This is a genomic window from Tabrizicola sp., from assembly GCF_016792905.1.
Taxonomy (GTDB): Bacteria; Pseudomonadota; Alphaproteobacteria; order Rhodobacterales; family Rhodobacteraceae; genus Tabrizicola.
This window is the reverse complement of sequence record NZ_JAEULP010000020.1, coordinates 122,633-141,110: the sequence shown is the minus strand read 5'-3', so window position 1 is coordinate 141,110 and position 18,478 is coordinate 122,633. Positions and strand designations below refer to the sequence as shown.

Annotated in this window: 19 protein-coding genes and 1 pseudogene; 10 read left to right on the top strand and 10 right to left on the bottom strand. The window is 67.5% G+C overall.

The genetic code is table 11. From position 1 onward, the window contains the following. Positions 1–1,408, top strand: a 1,408-nt coding sequence (locus tag JNL31_RS04015) for a hypothetical protein (protein ID WP_366928913.1), incomplete at its 5' end; no start/stop codon positions are given. A gap of 6 nt (positions 1,409–1,414) precedes the next feature. Here the strand turns inward: JNL31_RS04015 and JNL31_RS04010 are convergent. Further along, positions 1,415–1,594: a hypothetical protein gene (locus JNL31_RS04010; protein ID WP_294970295.1), complete on the bottom strand. Its 180-nt coding sequence runs from the start codon at positions 1,592–1,594 to the stop codon at positions 1,415–1,417. A gap of 151 nt (positions 1,595–1,745) precedes the next feature. Between JNL31_RS04010 and JNL31_RS04005 the strand changes: the two genes are divergently transcribed. The 4 genes from JNL31_RS04005 (at position 1,746) to JNL31_RS03990 (ending at position 5,947) form a co-directional block, all read left to right on the top strand. Further along, entirely contained in the window at positions 1,746–2,711 is a 966-nt protein-coding gene (locus tag JNL31_RS04005) for a hypothetical protein (protein ID WP_294970292.1), read from the top strand. A gap of 113 nt (positions 2,712–2,824) precedes the next feature. Next, entirely contained in the window at positions 2,825–3,478 is a 654-nt protein-coding gene (locus JNL31_RS04000; RefSeq protein ID WP_294970289.1) for a protein-L-isoaspartate O-methyltransferase, read from the top strand. Between the two features lie 80 nt (positions 3,479–3,558). After that, positions 3,559–4,938 carry a TolC family outer membrane protein gene (locus JNL31_RS03995; RefSeq protein ID WP_294970286.1) on the top strand — a complete coding sequence of 460 codons (1,380 nt, stop codon included), beginning with the start codon at positions 3,559–3,561 and terminating at the stop codon, positions 4,936–4,938. Positions 4,939–5,038: 100 nt separating this feature from the next. Then, on the top strand, positions 5,039–5,947 hold the full coding sequence (locus JNL31_RS03990; protein WP_294970283.1) for a hypothetical protein: 909 nt from the start codon (positions 5,039–5,041) through the stop codon (positions 5,945–5,947). Positions 5,948–6,004: 57 nt separating this feature from the next. Here JNL31_RS03990 and JNL31_RS03985 read toward each other — a convergent pair whose 3' ends face one another. From JNL31_RS03985 to JNL31_RS03975, 3 genes are all read right to left on the bottom strand, one after another. Continuing rightward, positions 6,005–6,331 carry a DUF6280 family protein gene (locus tag JNL31_RS03985; protein WP_294970280.1) on the bottom strand — a complete coding sequence of 109 codons (327 nt, stop codon included), beginning with the start codon at positions 6,329–6,331 and terminating at the stop codon, positions 6,005–6,007. Between the two features lie 235 nt (positions 6,332–6,566). After that, a complete protein-coding gene (locus JNL31_RS03980; protein ID WP_294970277.1) occupies positions 6,567–7,328 on the bottom strand; it encodes a folate-binding protein in 762 nt (253 codons plus the stop codon). 39 nt (positions 7,329–7,367) lie between these two features. Next, positions 7,368–9,038, bottom strand: a complete 1,671-nt coding sequence (locus JNL31_RS03975; protein ID WP_294970305.1) for an ATP-binding cassette domain-containing protein — start codon at positions 9,036–9,038, stop codon at positions 7,368–7,370. A gap of 208 nt (positions 9,039–9,246) precedes the next feature. On the opposite strand from JNL31_RS03975, the gene JNL31_RS03970 reads away from it, so the two are divergent. Together JNL31_RS03970 and JNL31_RS03965 are read left to right on the top strand one after the other, a co-directional pair. Further along, positions 9,247–10,449, top strand: a complete 1,203-nt coding sequence (locus tag JNL31_RS03970) for an aminotransferase class V-fold PLP-dependent enzyme (RefSeq protein ID WP_294970275.1) — start codon at positions 9,247–9,249, stop codon at positions 10,447–10,449. Continuing rightward, the gene (locus JNL31_RS03965; protein WP_294970272.1) at positions 10,449–11,156 is read left to right on the top strand and encodes an MBL fold metallo-hydrolase; all 708 of its coding nucleotides are present in this window, start codon (positions 10,449–10,451) and stop codon (positions 11,154–11,156) included. The genes JNL31_RS03970 and JNL31_RS03965 overlap by 1 nt, the downstream gene beginning before the upstream one ends. Positions 11,157–11,159: 3 nt before the next feature. Here the strand turns inward: JNL31_RS03965 and JNL31_RS03960 are convergent, their stop codons facing one another. Beyond that, positions 11,160–11,513, bottom strand: a complete 354-nt coding sequence (locus JNL31_RS03960; RefSeq protein ID WP_294970269.1) for a DUF305 domain-containing protein — start codon at positions 11,511–11,513, stop codon at positions 11,160–11,162. 219 nt (positions 11,514–11,732) lie between these two features. Between JNL31_RS03960 and JNL31_RS03955 the strand changes: the two genes are divergently transcribed. After that, positions 11,733–12,518, top strand: a complete 786-nt coding sequence (locus tag JNL31_RS03955; protein WP_294970266.1) for a gamma-glutamyl-gamma-aminobutyrate hydrolase family protein — start codon at positions 11,733–11,735, stop codon at positions 12,516–12,518. Between the two features lie 9 nt (positions 12,519–12,527). Here JNL31_RS03955 and JNL31_RS03950 read toward each other — a convergent pair. The 4 genes and pseudogenes from JNL31_RS03950 to JNL31_RS03935 all read right to left on the bottom strand — a co-directional run. Beyond that, positions 12,528–13,397, bottom strand: a pseudogene (locus tag JNL31_RS03950) (transporter associated domain-containing protein); the annotation flags it as partial. Positions 13,398–13,429: 32 nt separating this feature from the next. Beyond that, a complete protein-coding gene (locus tag JNL31_RS03945; RefSeq protein WP_294970263.1) occupies positions 13,430–14,368 on the bottom strand; it encodes a site-specific tyrosine recombinase XerD in 939 nt (312 codons plus the stop codon). 3 nt (positions 14,369–14,371) lie between these two features. Continuing rightward, complete coding sequence (locus tag JNL31_RS03940) at positions 14,372–15,895, bottom strand: hypothetical protein (RefSeq protein WP_294970260.1); 1,524 nt, start codon at positions 15,893–15,895, stop codon at positions 14,372–14,374. Positions 15,896–15,920: 25 nt separating this feature from the next. Beyond that, on the bottom strand, positions 15,921–16,055 hold the full coding sequence (locus tag JNL31_RS03935) for a hypothetical protein (RefSeq protein ID WP_294970257.1): 135 nt from the start codon (positions 16,053–16,055) through the stop codon (positions 15,921–15,923). A 134-nt stretch (positions 16,056–16,189) separates the two neighbouring features. On the opposite strand from JNL31_RS03935, the gene JNL31_RS03930 reads away from it, so the two are divergent. After that, the gene (locus JNL31_RS03930; RefSeq protein ID WP_294970255.1) at positions 16,190–16,789 is read left to right on the top strand and encodes a shikimate kinase; all 600 of its coding nucleotides are present in this window, start codon (positions 16,190–16,192) and stop codon (positions 16,787–16,789) included. Further along, on the top strand, positions 16,786–17,898 hold the full coding sequence (gene aroB / locus JNL31_RS03925) for a 3-dehydroquinate synthase (protein ID WP_294970303.1): 1,113 nt from the start codon (positions 16,786–16,788) through the stop codon (positions 17,896–17,898). The genes JNL31_RS03930 and aroB overlap by 4 nt, the downstream gene beginning before the upstream one ends. Here the strand turns inward: aroB and JNL31_RS03920 are convergent. Then, a complete protein-coding gene (locus JNL31_RS03920) occupies positions 17,895–18,392 on the bottom strand; it encodes a hypothetical protein (RefSeq protein WP_294970252.1) in 498 nt (165 codons plus the stop codon). The genes aroB and JNL31_RS03920 overlap by 4 nt on opposite strands. Positions 18,393–18,478 lie beyond the last annotated feature (86 nt).

Sequence of the window (18,478 nt, the reverse complement as noted above, 5' to 3'; positions counted from 1 at the left end):
GCCGAGCATGTGGTGGGGCTTTACTACGGCGCGCGGGGGTGATCCTTTGGCGCCCATGAGCGCCTTCAAGACCTACGACATCCGCGGCCGTCTCGGGACGGAACTGACCGAAACCATCGCCCACCGCATCGCGCGGGCCTTCGCCGCCGTAACCGGGGCCGGTGCGGTGGTGCTGGCGCGGGATTGCCGCGAAAGCTCTCCCGCGCTTGCCGATGCTGTGGCCGCAGGGCTGGTTGCGTCAGGGGTGCGGGTCCTCGACCTCGGGATGGCCGGAACCGAGGAGATGTATTTCGCCACCGCGCATCTCGGGGCCGGGGGCGGGATTTGCGTCACCGCCTCGCACAATCCGCGGGAATACAACGGGATGAAGCTGGTGGGGCGGGGTGCTGTGCCGCTGCCGGATGCCGATTTTGCCCGGATCAGGGCGCTGACCGAAGCTGGCGGTGAACCGGACAAGGCGGCGGGTGGCACGCGGGAGGATCATTCGTCGGTCCGTGCCGCCTATGTGGCGCATGTGGCCGGGCTGGTCGGGACGGGCATCGGGCCCCTGCGGCTGGTGGTGAATGCCGGGAACGGGGCGGCGGGGCCGACGCTGGATGCACTGGCCGAGGGACTGGCCCGGCGCGGCGCGCAGCTGGACCTGGTGCGGATGCACCATGCTCCCGACGGCAGCTTCCCGAACGGCATTCCGAACCCGCTTCTGCCGGAGAACCGTCCGGTGACGGCGGCGGCAGTGACGGCGGCGGGCGCCGATTTCGGGGTGGCGTTCGACGGTGACTTCGACCGCTGCTTCCTGTTCGACGGCGACGGTGGCTTTGTCGACGGCGAGCATGTCGTGGCGTTGCTCGCCTCGGCGCATCTGGCACAAGAGAAGGGTGCGACGATCATCCATGATCCCCGTGTCATCTGGGCGGTGCAGGATGCGGTCGCCAAGGGTGGCGGCCGGTCGGTGCTGGCGCCGACGGGGCATGTGTTCCTGAAGGCGGCGATGCGGCGCGAAGGCGCGGTCTACGGCGGCGAGATGAGCGCGCACCACTATTTTCGCGGTTTCATGGCCTGCGATTCCGGGATGATCCCCTGGCTGATGGCGGCGCGGCTGGTGTCACGGTCCGGGTGGAGCCTCACCGAGATGGTCGGGGCAATGCGGCGGGACTTTCCCTCTTCGGGCGAGATCAACTTCCGCGTGGCGGACCTGCCTGCCGTGGTGGCGCGCACCAAGGCGGCGCTGGAACCCGCGGCGCGGTCGATGGACCGGACGGATGGTTTGAGCCTCGATTTCGGCGACTGGCGGATGAACCTGCGCGCCTCGAACACCGAGCCCCTTCTGCGGCTGAACGTCGAGGCGCGGGGGGACGTGGGCCTGGTGGTCAGTGGCGTGGCCCGCGTGAAGGCCCTGATCGAGGGCTGAGGCCGCTTAGGCCGAGACGGCAGCGACCGCGGGCTTGCGCAGCATCGGCCAGCCGCGACGGAACACCGGGATCACCGGCAGGTCGTCGGCCAGAGCCTGCAAACGGCTTTCGCGGTGCTGCAGGCGGGCGATTTCCGCCCTGATATCGGCGAGTTCGTCGGTGAGGGTAAGGCGGGAAGCGGCCATCTGGTCCTCCTTTGTTCTACAGGGTCAGCATCGACTCGAAGTCTGAAGACTTGGTGAAGGGGCAGACCGACGGCAGATTGTTTCTTGCGCAGCGGCTTGTCTGGCGCCGTAACGCGGAGCATTCTGGCCACAAGAAACTGGACGCTTGCACATGTGGGATTTCAGCATTGCCAAGGCCTTGGGCCTTCTGATCCGGACCGCGCCGTTCCTGATCTTCCGCGCGTTGGTGTATTTCGGGATCGCCGTTGCGATGGTCGTCGTCACCGGCGCGGGCGCGGGGACGGGCTATGGCATCGGCCTTTTCGGGGACGAGGAGTTCCGGTCAACCAGCACGATGTGGGGCGGGATTGCGGGCTTCGGGCTGACGGTGGGAGTGATCTTCTTCCTGCGCGATTACCTTCTGTACATGGTCAAGGCCGGGCAGATCGCGGTGATGGTGGAATACCTGGACGGCAAACCCTTGCCCTATGGCCAGGGCCAGATCGCCTATGCCCGCCGGGTGGTGACGGAACGCTTCGGCCAGGCCTCGGCCCTCTTCGCGCTCGACCGGCTGGTGCGCGGGGTGATCGCGGTGATCACCGGGCTGGTCGAAGGCGTGATGACGATCCTGCCGATCCCGGGGATCAACCAGATCATGGGCGCGGTACGGGCCTATCTGCGCATATCGGTCGGGCTGGTGGACGAGGTGATCCTGGCCCATGCGATCCGCACAAGGTCGGAAAATGCCTGGGAAGCCGCGCATGACGGGCTGGTGCTCTATGCGCAGAACGGGCGGGCCATGCTGGTCAACGCGGCCTGGCTGACCCTGATCAGCTGGGTGCTGGCGGTGGTGGTCTTCCTGGTCATGCTGGCGCCGGCGGCGGGCCTTGTCTGGCTTCTGCCGGGCGAGGCGTCAGGCGGGACCTTCGTCTTCGCGCTGATCTTCGCCTGGGCGGTGAAGGCCGCGGTGATCGAACCCTTCGCGCTGGCCTGCATGTTGCAGGTATTCTTCAACGTGACCGAAGGGCAGGAGCCGCAGCCGGAATGGCGCGGGCGGCTGACGCAGATTTCCGACAAGTTCCGGCAACTCGGCGAACGCGCGGTGGGCTGGTCGCCACGCGGCGCGGCAGAGGAGTGACCTGCGCCCGGATGCCCCTGCCAAACGCATGAAAATAAACCGAAGGCCGGTTGCGGGGCCGGGGTATCTGTGGCAAGACTCCGGCTGATGCCAATCAGACCGATGAGTTCAGAATGAGCGAATTCGCCGCCCGCCGCGTGATGATGGTCGATACGCAGGTCCGCCCCTCGGATGTGACCAAGTTCCCGATCATCGATGCGATGTTGTCCGTCCCGCGCGAAACCTTCGTGCCGGATGCCCGGCGCGAGGCGGCCTATGTCGGCGAGAACCTGCCGCTGGCCCCGGGCCGCGTGGTGCTGGAGCCGCGGACGCTGGCCAAGCTTCTGGATGCGCTGGACGTGCAGCCGACGGAGCTTGTGCTGACCATCGGCTGCGGGCTGGGCTATTCGGCGGCGGTGATCGCCCGCCTGGCCGAGACGGTGGTCGCGGTCGAAGAGGACGAAGGTCTTGCGGCGGACGCGCAGCGCATCCTTTCGGAAGAAGGGGTCGACAATGCCGTCGTGGTCACCGGGCCACTGGCCGATGGCGCGGCGAAATGCGCACCCTATGACGTGATCACCGTGGAAGGCGGCGTCGAGGTGATCCCCGATGCCGTGCTGGCGCAGTTGAAGCAAGGCGGACGGATCGGCGCGGTCTTCATGGACGGGGCAGTCGGAACCGCACGGGTCGGATACAAGACCGAAGGCCGCATGACCTGGCGTCCGGTATTCAACGCGGCGGCCCCGGTCCTGGCGGGTTTCCGGACGGCGCGCGGCTTTACCCTGTAGGGCAGGCGAGGCCGGCGGGAAGACCCGCGCGGATCACAAGAGATCGCCTGCCACGTTCGTCGGTGGGCCTTGAAGAGGCGATGAATATGCGTGCTTGGCTGAAGGCGGCGGTCGTGGCGGTGGTTGCTCTGGTGGCGGTGCCCGGTGCAAAGGCCGAAACGCTGACCGATGCGCTGATTGCGGCCTACAAGAACTCGCACCTCCTGGACCAGAACCGGGCCGTGCTGCGTGCGGCGGACGAGGATGTGGCGGTAGCCGTCTCTGCCCTGCGTCCGGTGGTGGCCTATACCGCACAGGCGGGCTGGTCGCGGGCGGACGTCAGCACGGCTGGCGGGACCACGGTGGTCGAGGGGCTGTCCGCCTCGCTGGCGCTGTCGGCTGAAATGACGCTGTTCGACTTTGGCCGCAGCAAGCTTGGCATCGAGATCGCCAAGGAAAGCGTGCTGGCCACCCGGCAGGCGCTGATCCAGGTGGAGCAGAACGTGCTTCTGGCAACGGTGCAGGCCTATGTCGATGTGCGGCTGGCGCAGGACGTCGTGGCGCTGCGGCAAAGCAACCTTCGGCTGATCACGCAGGAACTGCGCGCGGCGCAGGACCGTTTCGACGTGGGCGAGATCACCCGGACGGATGTCTCGATCGCCGAGGCCCGGCTGGCGGCGTCGCGTGCGGCGCTGGCTGCGGCCGAAGGCCAGCTGATGATCGCGCGCGAGGCCTACAAGGCAGCGACCGGCGCCTATCCGGGCAAGCTTGCGCCCCCGCCGAGGGCTCCGGCCCTGCCGCGCACGATGGAAGAGGCGCAGGGCGTCGCGCGGGGGACGCATCCCCTGATCCGTCAGGCGCAGCACCAGGTGACGGTGGCCGACCTGCAGGTCGATGCGGCCAAGGCGCAGCGGATGCCGACAATCGGCGCAGGCGTGACGCTGCGCACCGATGACGAGGATCTGCAATCGTCCAGCGTCGGGCTGACGATGAACCAGACGCTCTATGCCGGCGGCAAGCTCTCGGCCCTGCAGCGCAAGGCTCTGGCGGGCAAGGATGCGGCGCGGGCGGCGCTCCAGCAGACGGCGGTCAGCGTGATCGAGAACGTGGGCGTGGCCTGGGCGAACCTGGCGGTTGCTGCGGCCTCGATCGAGGCATCCGACCTGCAGATCCGGGCGGCGCAGGCGGCGTTCGACGGCGTGCGCGAGGAAGCCGCGGCGGGGACGCGCACGACGCTGGACGTGCTGGACGCCGAGCAGGAATTGCTGGACGCGCGCAACGCACGGCTGGAGGCCGAGGCGCAGCGCTATGTGGCGGTCTACCAGGTGCTCTCGACGATGGGGCTTCTGACGGTCGACCACCTGCAACTTGGCATCCCGACCTATGATCCCGATGCCTATTACGGCGCGGTCGAGAAGGCGCCCAGCCACTCGGCGCAGGGCAAGAAGCTGGACCGGATTCTGGAGAAGATCGGCAACTGACCGACCCGACGCATTCGCAATCCGCGATTTCTGTTGCTTTGCATCGGCTTGGCGCAGTAAGTTGAAGCCGAAATCCAAGCTAGGCGAGCGGAAGTCCCTGATGGTGGGCCCCCTGAGTTCCGAGGAGATCGAGGACGTCGTTTCCTCGGTTCGGCGGCTTGTGTCCAACGAACACAGCCCGCGTCGGACCACGCGCGACCTGGGCGCAGACCGCCTGCTGCTGACCCCCGCGCTGCGCGTGGTCAGCGAGGTCAGCCCGCTTGCCCCGCTGATCCTTGATGTGCCGGTGCCGGAGCCCGAGTTGGCAGAACCGGAGATCGAGGCGGTTGAGGACGTGGAGGTCGATGAAACCGCGGTCGAACTGATCGAGGCCGACTGGGAGGACGAGATCTGGGCTGCTGCCGAGCCGGTGTCGCTGGGCGAGGCGGCCCTGGGTGCCGAGGAAGCCGAAGTCCTGATCCCGCCGATGGAGGAAGGCTCGGTCGAAATCGGGGCCGCGTCGGGCGAACTTCCCGAGCCTTGGGCGCAGGTCGGAGCCGAATGGGTCGAGGACGAGCCGATCCCCTTCGTTCCGCTGCGACGGCGGGCGGAAAGTCTGGCCGCGCGCCTGGCTTCGGGCGAGGTGCTGGAGACGCTTGGCGGGACTGATACGGTGGCCCGCGTCGAAGCCCCCGCGGTGCCGGAGGCGGTGGGTGTCGAATCGCAGCCTGTCGATGACCTGCTGACCGCAGATCTTCTTGCGGCCGACCCGGACGATGACATCGGCGCGGCTGAGGAAGATCATCACGGCCCGGCGGAGAACGCGACGACACAGCGCATGCCGACCGAGATTCTGGATGCGGACGGCACGCCGCTCGCGGTTCTGGACGAAGCCGCCCTGCAAGAGATCGTGCGGCAGATGATCCGGGAAGAGTTGCAGGGATCGCTCGGCGAGCGGATCACCCGCAACGTGCGCAAGCTGGTGCGGGCCGAGATCAACCGTGCGCTGGTCGCACGCGACCTCGACTAGGCAGAAATGAAAACGCGCCCCGGCGGGGCGCGCATCTGGCTTGATCCGATCGCGGGATCAGGCGGCTTCGGCCTGTTCCAGCTCCAGGGCGTGCCGACGTTCGGATTCCTCGCGCGACAGTGCGACCGAGGTGCGGACGCCCTTGGCGACGAATTCCATCAGGCCCTTGACCACCCGCTCGTTCGGGTCGATCCCGGCGCAGGACAGGACCTCGCGGCCGTCGCGCGACCGTGCCCAGCGGGCGATCTGGTCGGGACCGTTGCCATATTTCTTGTCGTCGGCGATGGCGTCATCCAAAGCCGCAAGCACGACGGCCGCGAACAGCTTGCGCGCGCGCTGGCCCTGCTCGAAGTTGAAGGCGGTGCTGTCGATGGTGTCAAGCATCGGCTTTTCCTTTTTTCTTGCTCTTGTAATTCCTCAGCGTCCGAGGGTTGTAACGATTTGATCACGATTCGGGGGATACCCGTTTGGAATGACTGCTATGCGCAGATTGCATGGCTTGCGCGTCACCCGTCAGCATCTAGTCGGTCCAACCCTGGACCAGTCCCGATATTTAGGGGGTGGCCCCGATTAATCAACCTTTAAGTAGGATATTCTTGCCGTAACGGAGAGGCGCTGCTCATTCGAGCCAAAGACGGGCTTGACCTGCCTTCAAGATTCCATCTGCGCGGTCACGGCGCAGATAGGCGATCCCGAATCCCTCGCTTTGGGTGAAAAGCGTGCCGACGGGCTTGCCGTCATCCTGACGGGTGATCTCGCTGCCGACGGGCGCCCACCCCTCCATCATCACCCGTACCAGCCCCTTGCGGAGCTCGGTCTTGTGCTTCATCCGCGCGGTAACTTCCTGGCCGACATAGCAGCCCTTGCGGAAGTCGACGCCATGCAGCCGCTCGAACCCGGCTTCAAGGATATAGCTGTCGTCGGGGATCAGTTCGATCCCGCTTTCCGGGATCAGGTTCCCGACCCGGATCGCATCCCAGTCGACGTCGGGCGTGACCAGCATATCGGTTGCGTAGCGCCGCCACCCCAGCGCTGGATGGCGCGGGTCGGGAAAGGCGCGATCCGGCGGGGTGCCGAGGCCGCGCGACAACCGCAGGTCGGAGGGTGCGATCTGCACATCGGCGCGCAGGCGATACATGGTCAGGCGCCGGAGCGTGTCGGCGGCCAGCGGCGTGGCGATGTCGAGCAAAAGGTCTCCCCCTTCGTGCCGGACCACGAAGAAATCGGCCAGATACTTGCCCTGCGGGGTCAGGAGTGCCGCCCAGACGATGCCGGGGCCCTGCTCCAGCGGGCGGAGGTCGTTCGTGACAAGACCCTGCAGGAAGCTCACGGCGTCCTTGCCGGTAAGGGTCCAGATCGTGCGCGGGGTGTCTTGCGTCATGTGCCGGACTGTAGGGGCAGGGCGCGGCGGGCGGAAGCCTCAGTCACGCAGTTGTGCCTCTTGCAGCTGGGCGTAAAGCCCGCCCCGGGCCATCAGGCTGTCATGCGTGCCTTCCTCGATCAGGCGCCCGTGGTCCAGCACGATGATCTTGTCCGCCGCCTTCACCGTCGACAGCCGATGCGCGATGACGAGCGTCGTGCGGCCCGACTGCGCGCGGGACAAAGCGGCCGAGACTGCGGCCTCGGTCCGGGTGTCCAGCGCCGAAGTCGCCTCGTCCAAAAGCAGGACCGGTGCATCCGCCAGAAGCGCGCGGGCGATGGCGACGCGCTGGCGTTGGCCGCCGGACAGCGCCGAGCCGCGCGGACCGGCGGGCGTGTCCAGCCCCAGCGGCAGCGCATCGGTGAAGGCGGCAACCTCGGCATCGGCCAGCACCTGCGCCAGTCGGGCCGGGTCGCGGTCGGTGCGCCCGAGAAGCAGATTTTCCCGCAGCGTTTCGTCGAAGAGCGCCGCATCCTGCGAGACAGAGGCAAGAAGCGCGCGCTGGTCGGCAAGGCTCAGGTCCTGCACGTCGACCCCGCCGATCAGGATGCGCCCGGCCTGCGGCTCGATCAGCGCGGCGATCAGCTGGAAGACGGTCGACTTGCCCGCGCCGGAAGACCCGACCAGCGCCGTGACCTTGCCCGCCTCGGCCGTGAAGCTCAGCCCGTTCAGGACCGGACGGTCGGGATAGTCGAAGGTCACGGCCTCGAACCGGATCGCCGGGGCGCCGGGGGCGGGAAGGGTCCGGCTGACGGCGGGGCGGCTGCCCTGCGGCCGGGTGTCAAGGAGGGTGAAGATGCGCTCCAGGCTGGCTTCGGCCACCTGCCACTGCCCGGCCAGGTCGCTGAGCCGCCGGATCGGCTGGAAGGTCAGGGCCATGGCGGTGAAGAAGGACATGAACTCGCCCGTCGTGCGGGTGCCCGCCGCGACTTCGCTGCCCCCCAGCATCAGGACGGCGAAAAAGCCGATGCCGGTGATCACGTCGACCAGTGCGGGCATCGTGGCCCTGGCCAGCGCGGTTTTCACCTCGGCGCGGACAATGGTGTCGATGATGCGCTGGAAACGACCGGCCTGATAACCCTCCATCCGGTTCAGCTTGACCGCCTGGATGCCATGGAAAATCTCGTCCAGCCGGGTGGCGCGCAGGCCCGCCTGATTGCGGGTGAGCACCGCCTTGCGGCGCAGGTAGCGGCGCAGGACGACGGCGGGCAACAGCAGGAGCGGCGCGCCCACCAGCGCAGCGGCGGTCCAGAGCGGGTCGATCATGATGGCGACGACGAACAGACCGACAAGCGAGATCAGGTCGCGCCCGATGCCGCCGATGACCAGGACCGAAGCCCCTTGCGCGGCAAGGGTGTCGCCCTGCACCCGCTCGATCAGCGTGCCGGGGGAATGGGTCTGGAAGAAACTGGCGTCGAGCGTCAGGAGATGCCGGATCAGATCGACCTGCATCGTCCCGGCCGAGTGCTGGTTCACCCGCGCCAGAAGCCAGCGCCCGAGGATCGACGTGATCGCGCGGACCAGGAACAGCGCCAGGATCGCGCCACCGACCCAGATCAGCGCCCCCGATCCGCCCGGCGCGAAGACCCGGTCGAACAGCGGCTCCAGCATGTAGGACAGGAACCCCAGCGTCGAGCCTTCGATCATCATCACCAGGAAGGCCAGCGCCATCACCGGCAGGTGTGGCCGCAGATACTGGCGCCAGAAGCGTCCGAATAGCTCGCGCGAGGTGTAGCGGCGGGAAGACTGCAAGAGGGGTTGCCTTTGCCTTGGATCAGATTGGGGGTTTAGCGGGAAAGGCACGGTGCCTCAAGCCGGGCCGGTTGACGCTGGCGGCGGGCGGGCCTAGCCATGGCGGGTAGCGATGGAGTGACGACGCATGAGCCTTGCCAACGGCCGCCCCTACCTGGCCATCCCCGGTCCTTCGGTGATCCCCGACCGCGTGCTGCGCGCGATGCACCGCGGCTCGCCCAACATCTACGAAGGCCCGCTGATCGAGATGGTGGCAGGCCTCTGGCCCGACCTGCGCAGCGTGGCGGGCACGACGGGTCATGTGGCCATGTATATCGGCAACGGCCATGCGGGGTGGGAAGCCGCGAACGCGAACCTGTTCCACAAGGGCGAGAAGGCGCTGGTCCTGGCGGTGGGGCAGTTCGGCCTTTCCTGGGCCAATTCGGCGCGGGCGATGGGGATCGAGGTCGAGGTACTGGACTTCGGCAAGTCCTCGCCCGCCGACATGGCTCGGGTCGAGGCGGCGCTGCGGGCCGACAAGGGTCACAAGATCAAGGCGGTGCTGACGACGCAGGTCGATACGGCCAGCACGATCAAGACCGACATTCCCGCGCTGCGGGCCGCGATGGATGCGGCAGGGCATCCGGCTCTCCTCGCGGTGGATTGCATCGCCTCGCTCGGCTGCGACGAGTTCCGCATGGACGCCTGGGGCGTCGATGTGCTGGTGGGGGCCTGCCAGAAGGGGCTGATGACCCCGCCCGGCCTCGCTTTCATCTGGTTCTCGGAGGCCGCGCGGCTGCGCTGCGGCAAGTCCGACCTCGCCACGCCGTACTGGGCCTGGGGGCCGCGTGCCGAGGCCGAGGAGTTCTGGCAGCTCTGGAACGGCACCGCGCCCACCACCCATCTCTACGGGCTGCGCGAGGCGCTGGACATGATCCATGAAGAGGGCCTGCCGCAGATCTGGGCCCGGCATCGCACCCTGGCGGGGGCCGTCTGGGCCGCCTTCGACGCCTGGGCTGCGGGCAACCCGGCGATCGGGATGAACGTCTCCGATCCGCGCCATCGCGGCCACTCGGTCACGGCGGCACGCTTCGGGGCCCCGCATGCGACCCGGCTGCGGGATTGGTGCGAGACGAAGGCGGGGGTGACGCTCGGCATCGGCCTCGGCATGGCGCCCTCGACCGACCCGGCCTACCACGGCTTCCTGCGCGTGGCGCATATGGGGCATGTCAACGCCCACATGACGCTGGGTGCGCTTGCCGTGATGGAGGCCGGGATGACCGCCCTTGGCATCCCGCATGGGCCGGGGGCGCTGGCCGCCGCTGCGCAAGTGGTGGCGAAAGGGGCTTGATGGGCTGGTTCAAGACCCGCGAACTGGAACCCGGGGTCTTCGTGACGCTGGAACCGGCGGTTGACCCGATGTTCCGGGCCAGCATCGTGACCGTTCTGGGTCGGGACCGCGACCTGCAGCTGGATTTCGGCTGCGGGGTTCTGCCCCTGCGGCCCGCGCTTCCCCTGTCCGGCAAGCCGGTCGTGGCGGTCGCAAGCCACGCCCATGTCGACCACATCGGCGGCTTCCACGAATTTTCCGAAAGGCTGGGCCACGCGGCCGAAGCGGCGGGATTTGCCGGACAGCCGGGTTTCGAAACCTTCGCCGACGAGTTTCTCGGCTGGCCGGATGTCGTGACTGCGCTGCCGCGTCCGGGATGGAGGATCAACGACTGGCATCTTTTTCCGACCCCCCTGGCCGGAACGCTGGACGAGGGCGACCGGATCGACCTCGGCGACCGGCAGTTCACGGTCCTGCACCTGCCGGGGCATTCGCCGGGCGGGATCGGCCTTCTGGACGAACAGGGCGGGCTGTTCCTGACCGGCGACGCGATCTACGACGACGAGATTCTGGATGACCTGCCGGGTGCCTCGATCCCCGACTACCTCTGCACCATGGACCGGCTGCGCCAGATCGACTGTCGGCTGGCGATCGGCGGGCACGGGCCGGAAATGACCCGCCCGCGCCTCAAGGCCATTGCCGGGGACTATCTCCGGCGACGGGGCTGACCCTCAGCCGCCGTTCTTCGCCAGCCAGTCCTCCATCCATTTGATCTCGGCCTCCTGCGCCGCGATGACGGCTTCGGCCAGCTTGCGGACCTCGGGGTCCGTGCCATGTTCCAGCACGATCCGCGCCATCTCGACCGCGCCCTGGTGGTGCGGGATCATGCCCTTGATGAAATCGACATCGGCATCGCCGGTGTATTCCATCGCCATCATCTCGTGCATCCGGGCATTGGCCTCCATGAAGGCCATCGAGGACGGCCCCATGTCGCCCATCATGTGGCCCGTATGGTCGGTCGCTTCCTGCGCGAAGGCGGGCAGGGCGCTGACCAGCGTCACGGCCAGGGTCAGGTGTTTCAGCATCGGTCGTCTCCTTGTTGTGCGGGGCCTTCCTGCCAGCCTTCCATCATGGGAAGGAAACTCATTTCCGCGTGAGCGAAACGCCTGCAACCTGCCGATTGTCGCGCAACTGTGCACGACGGAAGCCGATCTGTGCGGGACTTGCGGGCGTCAGGGCCTTTTCCGGGTCACATTCGGGGCGTATGGTCGGGCCAGTGTGACAGCAGGGGTGCGGTCAAAGTGGTGAAGCGCAAACGGCCGGTCGTGGGCATCATCGGCAACAGCTACCTGATGAACAACAGCTATCCCGTGCAGTCCAGCGGGACGATGAACACCGCGGCCGTGGCCGAAGTGGCGGGGGCAGTGCCGCTGATCATCCCCTCCGATCCGCGCTATGTGGGCGTCGAGGAACTGCTCGATCTTTGCGACGGCTTTCTCCTGACCGGCGGACGCCCGAACGTCCACCCCAGCGAATACGGCGAGGAGGAGACCCCCGCCCATGGCGCCTTCGACCGCAGCCGCGACGCAATCACCCTGCCGCTGATCCGCGCCTGTGTCGACCGGGGCCAGCCCTTCCTCGGCATCTGCCGCGGCTTCCAGGAGGTGAACGTGGCCCTCGGCGGCACACTCTACCCCGAAATCCGCGACCTGCCGGGGCGGATGAATCACCGGATGCCGCCCGAAGGCACGCTGGAGGAATGCTTCGCGCTGCGCCACAGCGTCAGCTTCACCGAGGGCGGGGTGTTCCACCGGCTGATGGGCGCGCGCGAGGTGATGACCAACACCCTGCATGGCCAGGGCATCGCCCGACCCGGATGCAGGGTCGTGATCGACGGCCATGCTCCGGACGGCACGCCGGAAGCGATCTATGTGAAGGACGCGCCGGGCTTCACCCTTTCGGTGCAGTGGCACCCGGAATGGAATGCGGGCAGCGATCCGGTGTCCCGGCCCCTGTTCCAGGCCTTCGGTACCGCCGTCGCCGAATGGGCCGAAGGCGCACGACCGGCGGCGATGGCGCGGTCAGCCTGAGGCAATCGGTCAAAGCGGGCGCAGCTTCAGCCGGGTGATCCGGTTTTCCCGTTTGCCCACCACCTCGAAGCGGAATCCGTGGAAGCTGAACACCTGGCCTTCGCTCGGGATCATCTGCGCTTCGTGGATCACCAGTCCCGCGAGGGTGTTCGCCTCGTCGTCCGGCAGGTGCCAGTCGGTCGCGCGGTTCAGGTCGCGGATCGTCATCGCCCCGTCGATCAGCCAGCCGCCATCCTCGGCCTGCGACAACCCGGCATCCTTCTTCACCACGTCAAATTCGTCGGTGATGTCGCCGACGATCTCCTCCAGGATGTCCTCCAGCGTGATCAGACCCTGCAGCGCACCGTATTCGTCGACCACCAGCGCGAAATGCGTGCGACGGGCCAGAAACGCCCGCATCTGTTCGTCGAGCGTGGTGGTTTCCGGAATGAAATAGGGTTTCATCGCCACCTTCTCGATGTCCAGCGCCGCGATCCCTGCGACGGATCCTTCCTCGCCGCGCACCAGCCGGTCGACCTCGCGCAAGAGGTCCTTGGCGTGGACCACGCCCAGGATCGTATCGTCACTGCCGCGAAAGATCGGCAGGCGGGTGTAGGGCGAGGCGAGGACCCGGGTGATGATTTCGCCGGGGGGCAGGTCGGCGTCGATCATCTCGATCTGGCGGCGGTGGCGCATGATCTCGTCGACCGTGCGGTGGCCGAGGTCGAGCGCGCCAAGCAGGCGGTCGCGGGCGTCCTTCTCCATCGCGCCGCCGGAATGGCCGATGGCGATGGCCCCGGCGATGTCGTCCCGCAGGGCCTCCATTGCGCTTTCATGATTGTCGCGGCGGACAAGCCGCATCAGCCAGCGCAAGAGCCGGCGGAGGAGGCTGGGCGGCGACAGGGAAGTGGAATCGCTTGGCATCGGAATCGTCAAGCCTTGCGTGCCAGAGGATGCTTGGTCAGGACCAGCTCTTTCAGATGCTCGTCGAGGACATGGGTGTAGATCTCGGTCGTGCCCAGGTCGGCATGACCAAGCAGGGTCTGGATCACCCGCAGGTCGGCGCCATGCGCCAGAAGATGCGTCGCGAAGGCGTGGCGCAGGACATGCGGCGTCACGCGCGCGGGCGAGATACCCGCAAGCACGGCCACGTCCTTGACCAGGCCATGGAAATACTGCCGCGTCAGATGGCCGTCGCGCCCGTCACCCGGGAACAGATAGCGCGAGGCAGGGCTGCCGACCTTGCGCCCCTCTTCCTCTTCGGCATCGCGATGCGCCAGCCAGTCGGTCACGGCCGACCTTGCCGGGGTGGAAAGCGGCACCATCCGTTCCTTCTGGCCCTTGCCGCGCACCAGGATCATCCGCGGATCGCCCCGCGCCGCCGCCACGGGAAGGCCCACCAGCTCGCTGACGCGCAGGCCCGTGGCATAAAGCAGCTCGAACAGCGCCGTATCCCGCAGCCGGTCCGCCGGATTGCGCGCGCGGGTGCGGGCGGCCTCCATCAGCCGGGTGACTTCGGCCTCGGTCAGGGTCTTCGGCAGCCGCGCAGCACGTCCCGGCCCGGTCAGGCGCAGGGCGGGGTTGTCAGTGCGCCAGCCTTCCTCAAAGGCGAAGCGATAGAGCTGGCGGATGGAAGACAGCCTGCGTGCGCGGGTGGCCTTTGACAGGCCCTGCGCGTCGCAGTGGACAAGGTAGTCCTCCACCGCCGCACGATCCGCGCTGGCAAAGCCCAGCCCGCGCCGTTCCAGCCAGTCGGCGAAATCCAGAAGGTCGCGACCATAGGCAAGCTGGGTATTGCGCGCTGCACCAAACTCCGCAATCCGTGCGTCAAGGAAGGTCGAGATCCACCGGCTCGCCTCGGCATCCGGCATGCTCTAGCCCCGCCGTTCCAGGATCATCAACTCCAGCGCGGTGCGCCGCGCAACGCTGTCCAGCCCGACCAGCCGCAGCAGCGACAGCCCCTCGGTCACGCCACGCAGGTCGCCCTGCACGCCGCGGCCGATATTGTCGATGGCGACGATGATCGCCTCGCCCTTGCGATTGCCGTCCAGCAGTGCCTTCGCCTCGGTCGAGGGTTCGGGCTCGCGGAAGGCCGCGGCGATGGCCCGGCCCAGGCTGTCTGGCGGCAGGACCAGGCTCGGGTCTCCGGCGGCAAGCGCCAGAAGGAAGGCGTCCTCTGCCGTAGCGGGTTTCTGCCGTTTCGCGACGGTTTCGGCGTAGGGCGACAGCAGGCCCACCCGCAGCGCGATGGTGGCGGTTTCGCCCGTCAGCGGAATGTCCTGCAAGGCCTTGCCGAAGAGCGTGGCGAAAGGCACCTCCAGTTCCGCCTCCTGCATCCGCGCCCAGGCCTCGGGCAGGGTCGCGGCGACCCGGGCCGCATCGCCGGACGAAATCGCGGCCTCGAAGTCCTGGAAAGCCGCCACACGGTCCCAGACCCCGCCCGAGGCCGCCGGATCGCGCTCGGTGTAAAGGCCCAGGATCACGTTCGGCGGGATCGTCCCCGCGCGGGTCAGCCGCTCTGCTGCCTCGATCTGCGCCTTCCACCCGGCGCGGGGGCTCAGTTCGGCATAGGAAAAGGCGATGGGCAGACCCTCGGTCGGCAGGGGCTCGCCGATGGCGGCATAGATCATCCAGTCAAGCGGCGTGACCGGGTTCGGTGCGGGCGGCGGCGGCTCGCCCTCGAAAAGGTCGGGATCGAGGAAGCGCGACAGAAGGGTCTCCTGATCTGCCGTTATCTGGTTCAGTGCCTTCGAGGTGCGGATGGTCAGCGCGGCGGTATCCCAGTCGCCCGAGCGCGCCAGGCAGAAGATGCGCGCGGGCAGGGTCGGCGCCAGATGCGGCTCCTCCGCCATGAACTGGCAGGCGCGATCCTCGGCCCCGGTCAGAAGCGCCACGTCGAAGGCCCTGCGGAACAGCTCGGGCGAGGGCGTACCGGCGGCATCGATCAGGGCTGCGGCCTGTTCCAGCGCGCCAAGCGCCAGCAGCTTGTCGATCCTGACCTGCAAAAGCTCACCCTTGCCACCGGCGTCGACCGGGGCCGCAACTTCGGCAAGGAGCAGCGTCAGGAACAGTTGTCGCAGCGCGGGCAGGTCGTCATCGGGATGCGTGACCAGCCGTTCGGCAATCTCGCGCGTAAGGCCCGCCCCCCAGAGATCGTGCGGCAGCCCGGAGACCGCAGGCGCGATCAGCCCGACGCTGTCGGGCGAAGGACCATCGAGGGCAGTGGTCGTCACCGAAGCCGGCAGCGCGCCGCCCGCCTTGGCGACCGGGGGTTCGTCGATGGCAGTCGGCACGTCGGCACTTGCGGCCGCAGCGGGCGTTGCCACCGATTGCGACAACCAGTCGATGGCAGAGAGCGGACCGCTCGCGTCCTGAGCCGCCAGGGGGCCGGCGAGCATGGAAAGCGAAAGAAGCCCCGCCGCACTAATCCGCATTCAGCACCACAGGCTTCTTCACTTCGCCCTGACTCGGCGTCAGATCACCCAGATAGGCATAACCGGTCAAGCCGAGGAAGCCAAAAATCACCAGCACCACCAACGCCTTGATGATCCGACCCATCGAATTGCCCTTCCTCGACTTCTGTCCCGACGGCTTGATCCGCCGGGTTCTTCTTGCTGTCGTCAGTCATCCATCGCGATGGCTGCGGCAGGTTCCTTGCGAATGTATATAGCATTCGGGGAAAGTTCACGCCATTGAGGGAGGAAGATTTCCCTTCGGCAAGTCCTTGCCCGAAGGTCACGAAACGGAGAGCCATGGCCAGGCTGGCGAAGACTGTGGTCCTTGTGGGAATGATGGGGGCGGGCAAGACGGCGGTCGGCACCGCCCTTGCCCGGCAGTTGGGGGTGGAATTCCGCGATTCCGACGAGGAAATCGTGCGCGCCGCCAACCGCACTATCGCCGAGATCTTCGAACGTGATGGCGAACCGTTCTTCCGCGCGCGTGAAACCGAGGTGATCGGCCGCCTGCTGCGCGGCACCCCATGCGTCCTGTCCACCGGGGGGGGCGCCTTCCTGGCCGAGGCAAACCGTCAGCTGATGCATGACGTCGGCGTCTCGGTCTGGCTCAAGGCAGAATTGGAGCTTCTGTGGCAGCGTGTCCGCCACAAGACGACGCGGCCCCTGCTGCGCACGGCGAACCCGCGCGAGACCCTGCGCGAGCTTTACGAAGCCCGGCAGCCGTTCTATGCGCAGGCCGACATCGTGGTGGAAAGCGCTGCCGAACGCTCGGTCGAAGAGATGGCCACCCGGGTGGTCGCGGCGCTGAAATCACGGCCGGACGTGCTGGAGGTCTGATCTTGAACAGGGTCAAGGTGGAATTGGGCGAACGCTCCTACGAGGTGCGGATCGGCTCGGGCCTGATCGCACGCGCGGGCGCCGAGGTTGCACCGCTCCTGCGCCGCAAGCGGGTGGCGGTCGTGACCGACGAAACCGTTGCCCCACACCATCTTCCCGCCCTGACCGCCGCGCTGGAAGCCGAAGGCATCGGCTCATCGGCCCTGATCCTGCCTGCGGGCGAGGCGACCAAGGGCTGGGAGAACCTGGCGCGCTGCACGGAATGGCTGCTGGACCAGAAGGTCGAGCGCAAGGATGTGGTGATCGCCTTCGGGGGCGGCGTGATCGGTGATCTGGTTGGCTTTTCCGCGGCGATCCTGCGCCGGGGGGTGCGCTTCGTGCAGCTGCCGACGACGCTCCTGGCCCAGGTCGACAGTTCGGTCGGCGGCAAGACCGGGATCAACACGCCCCAGGGCAAGAACCTGGTCGGCGCCTTCCACCAGCCAAGCCTGGTCCTGGCCGACATCGAGGTGCTGACCACGCTGCCCGACCGCGATTTCCTGTCGGGCTACGGAGAGGTGGTGAAATACGGGCTTCTGGGCGACGCGGCCTTCTTCGACTGGCTGGAGCGCGAAGGCCCGGCGATCCGCGTCGGCGACAAGGCAGCCCGGCTGCGCGCCGTGACCCGGTCGGTCGAGATGAAGGCCGGGATCGTCTCGCGCGATGAAACCGAAGAGGGGGAACGCGCGCTTCTGAACCTCGGCCACACGTTCTGCCATGCTCTTGAAAAGGCGACAGGATATTCCGACCGCCTGCTCCACGGCGAAGGGGTGGCCATCGGCTGCGCGCTGGCGTTCGAACTGTCGTCGCGCCTTGGCTTTTGCAGCCAGGAGGAGCCGAGCCGTGTTCGTGCGCATCTCAAGGCGATGGGCATGAAGGTCGACATCCGCGACATTCCCGGCGAGCTGCCGGGGGCCGACACGCTGATCGCGCTGATGGGGCAGGACAAGAAGGTGGTTGACGGCAAGCTACGCTTCATCCTCGCGCACCGGATCGGGCAGGCTTTCGTGGCCGATGACGTGCCGGGCGACGCCGTGCGCGCGGTACTCGATGAGGCGCTCGGGCGCTAGAACAGCAGCTTGTAGACGTTGCCGTTGGTGTCCGACGCCTGGCCCGTGCCGCTGGCTGTGCCCGATCCGATGACGAAGGTACCCTGCACCCGCGTTCCGTCGGCGCAGACGGCATAGATCTCGCCGTTGTTCACCCCGGCGACGGTCGAACTTTCCTTGCCCACCTCGCCGCCGGTCTTGCTCCAGGTCAGGGAGAGGCCCTTGGTGTTCGACACGGTGCGGGGGGTCAGCGAAGACCAGGTGCCCAGGCATTTGCCGCGCTCGGGCAGCCGGAAAGTCAGGTCGCCCGAGGTGCTGGTGGTGTTCTTCGCCGTCGCCTGGATGACCAGCGTCGGGTCCTTGTCGGCGATCTCGCCCTGAAGCGGGTAAAGCTGCATCGGGCTGGTCCCGCTGGCGCAGGCCGCGAGCGGCAGGATCAAGAGCGCGGCCATCATCCACGGGTGGCGATTGCGGCGGGCCTGGCGATCCGGGTGGCCAAGTGGTTCGGCGGTCATGGGCGTGGTCTTCTGTGCAAGGACAACGACGGCAGTGGGGCGGCATTGGCGGCTGTGCGCAAGGACACTCCCGCCGCCCGCATCGC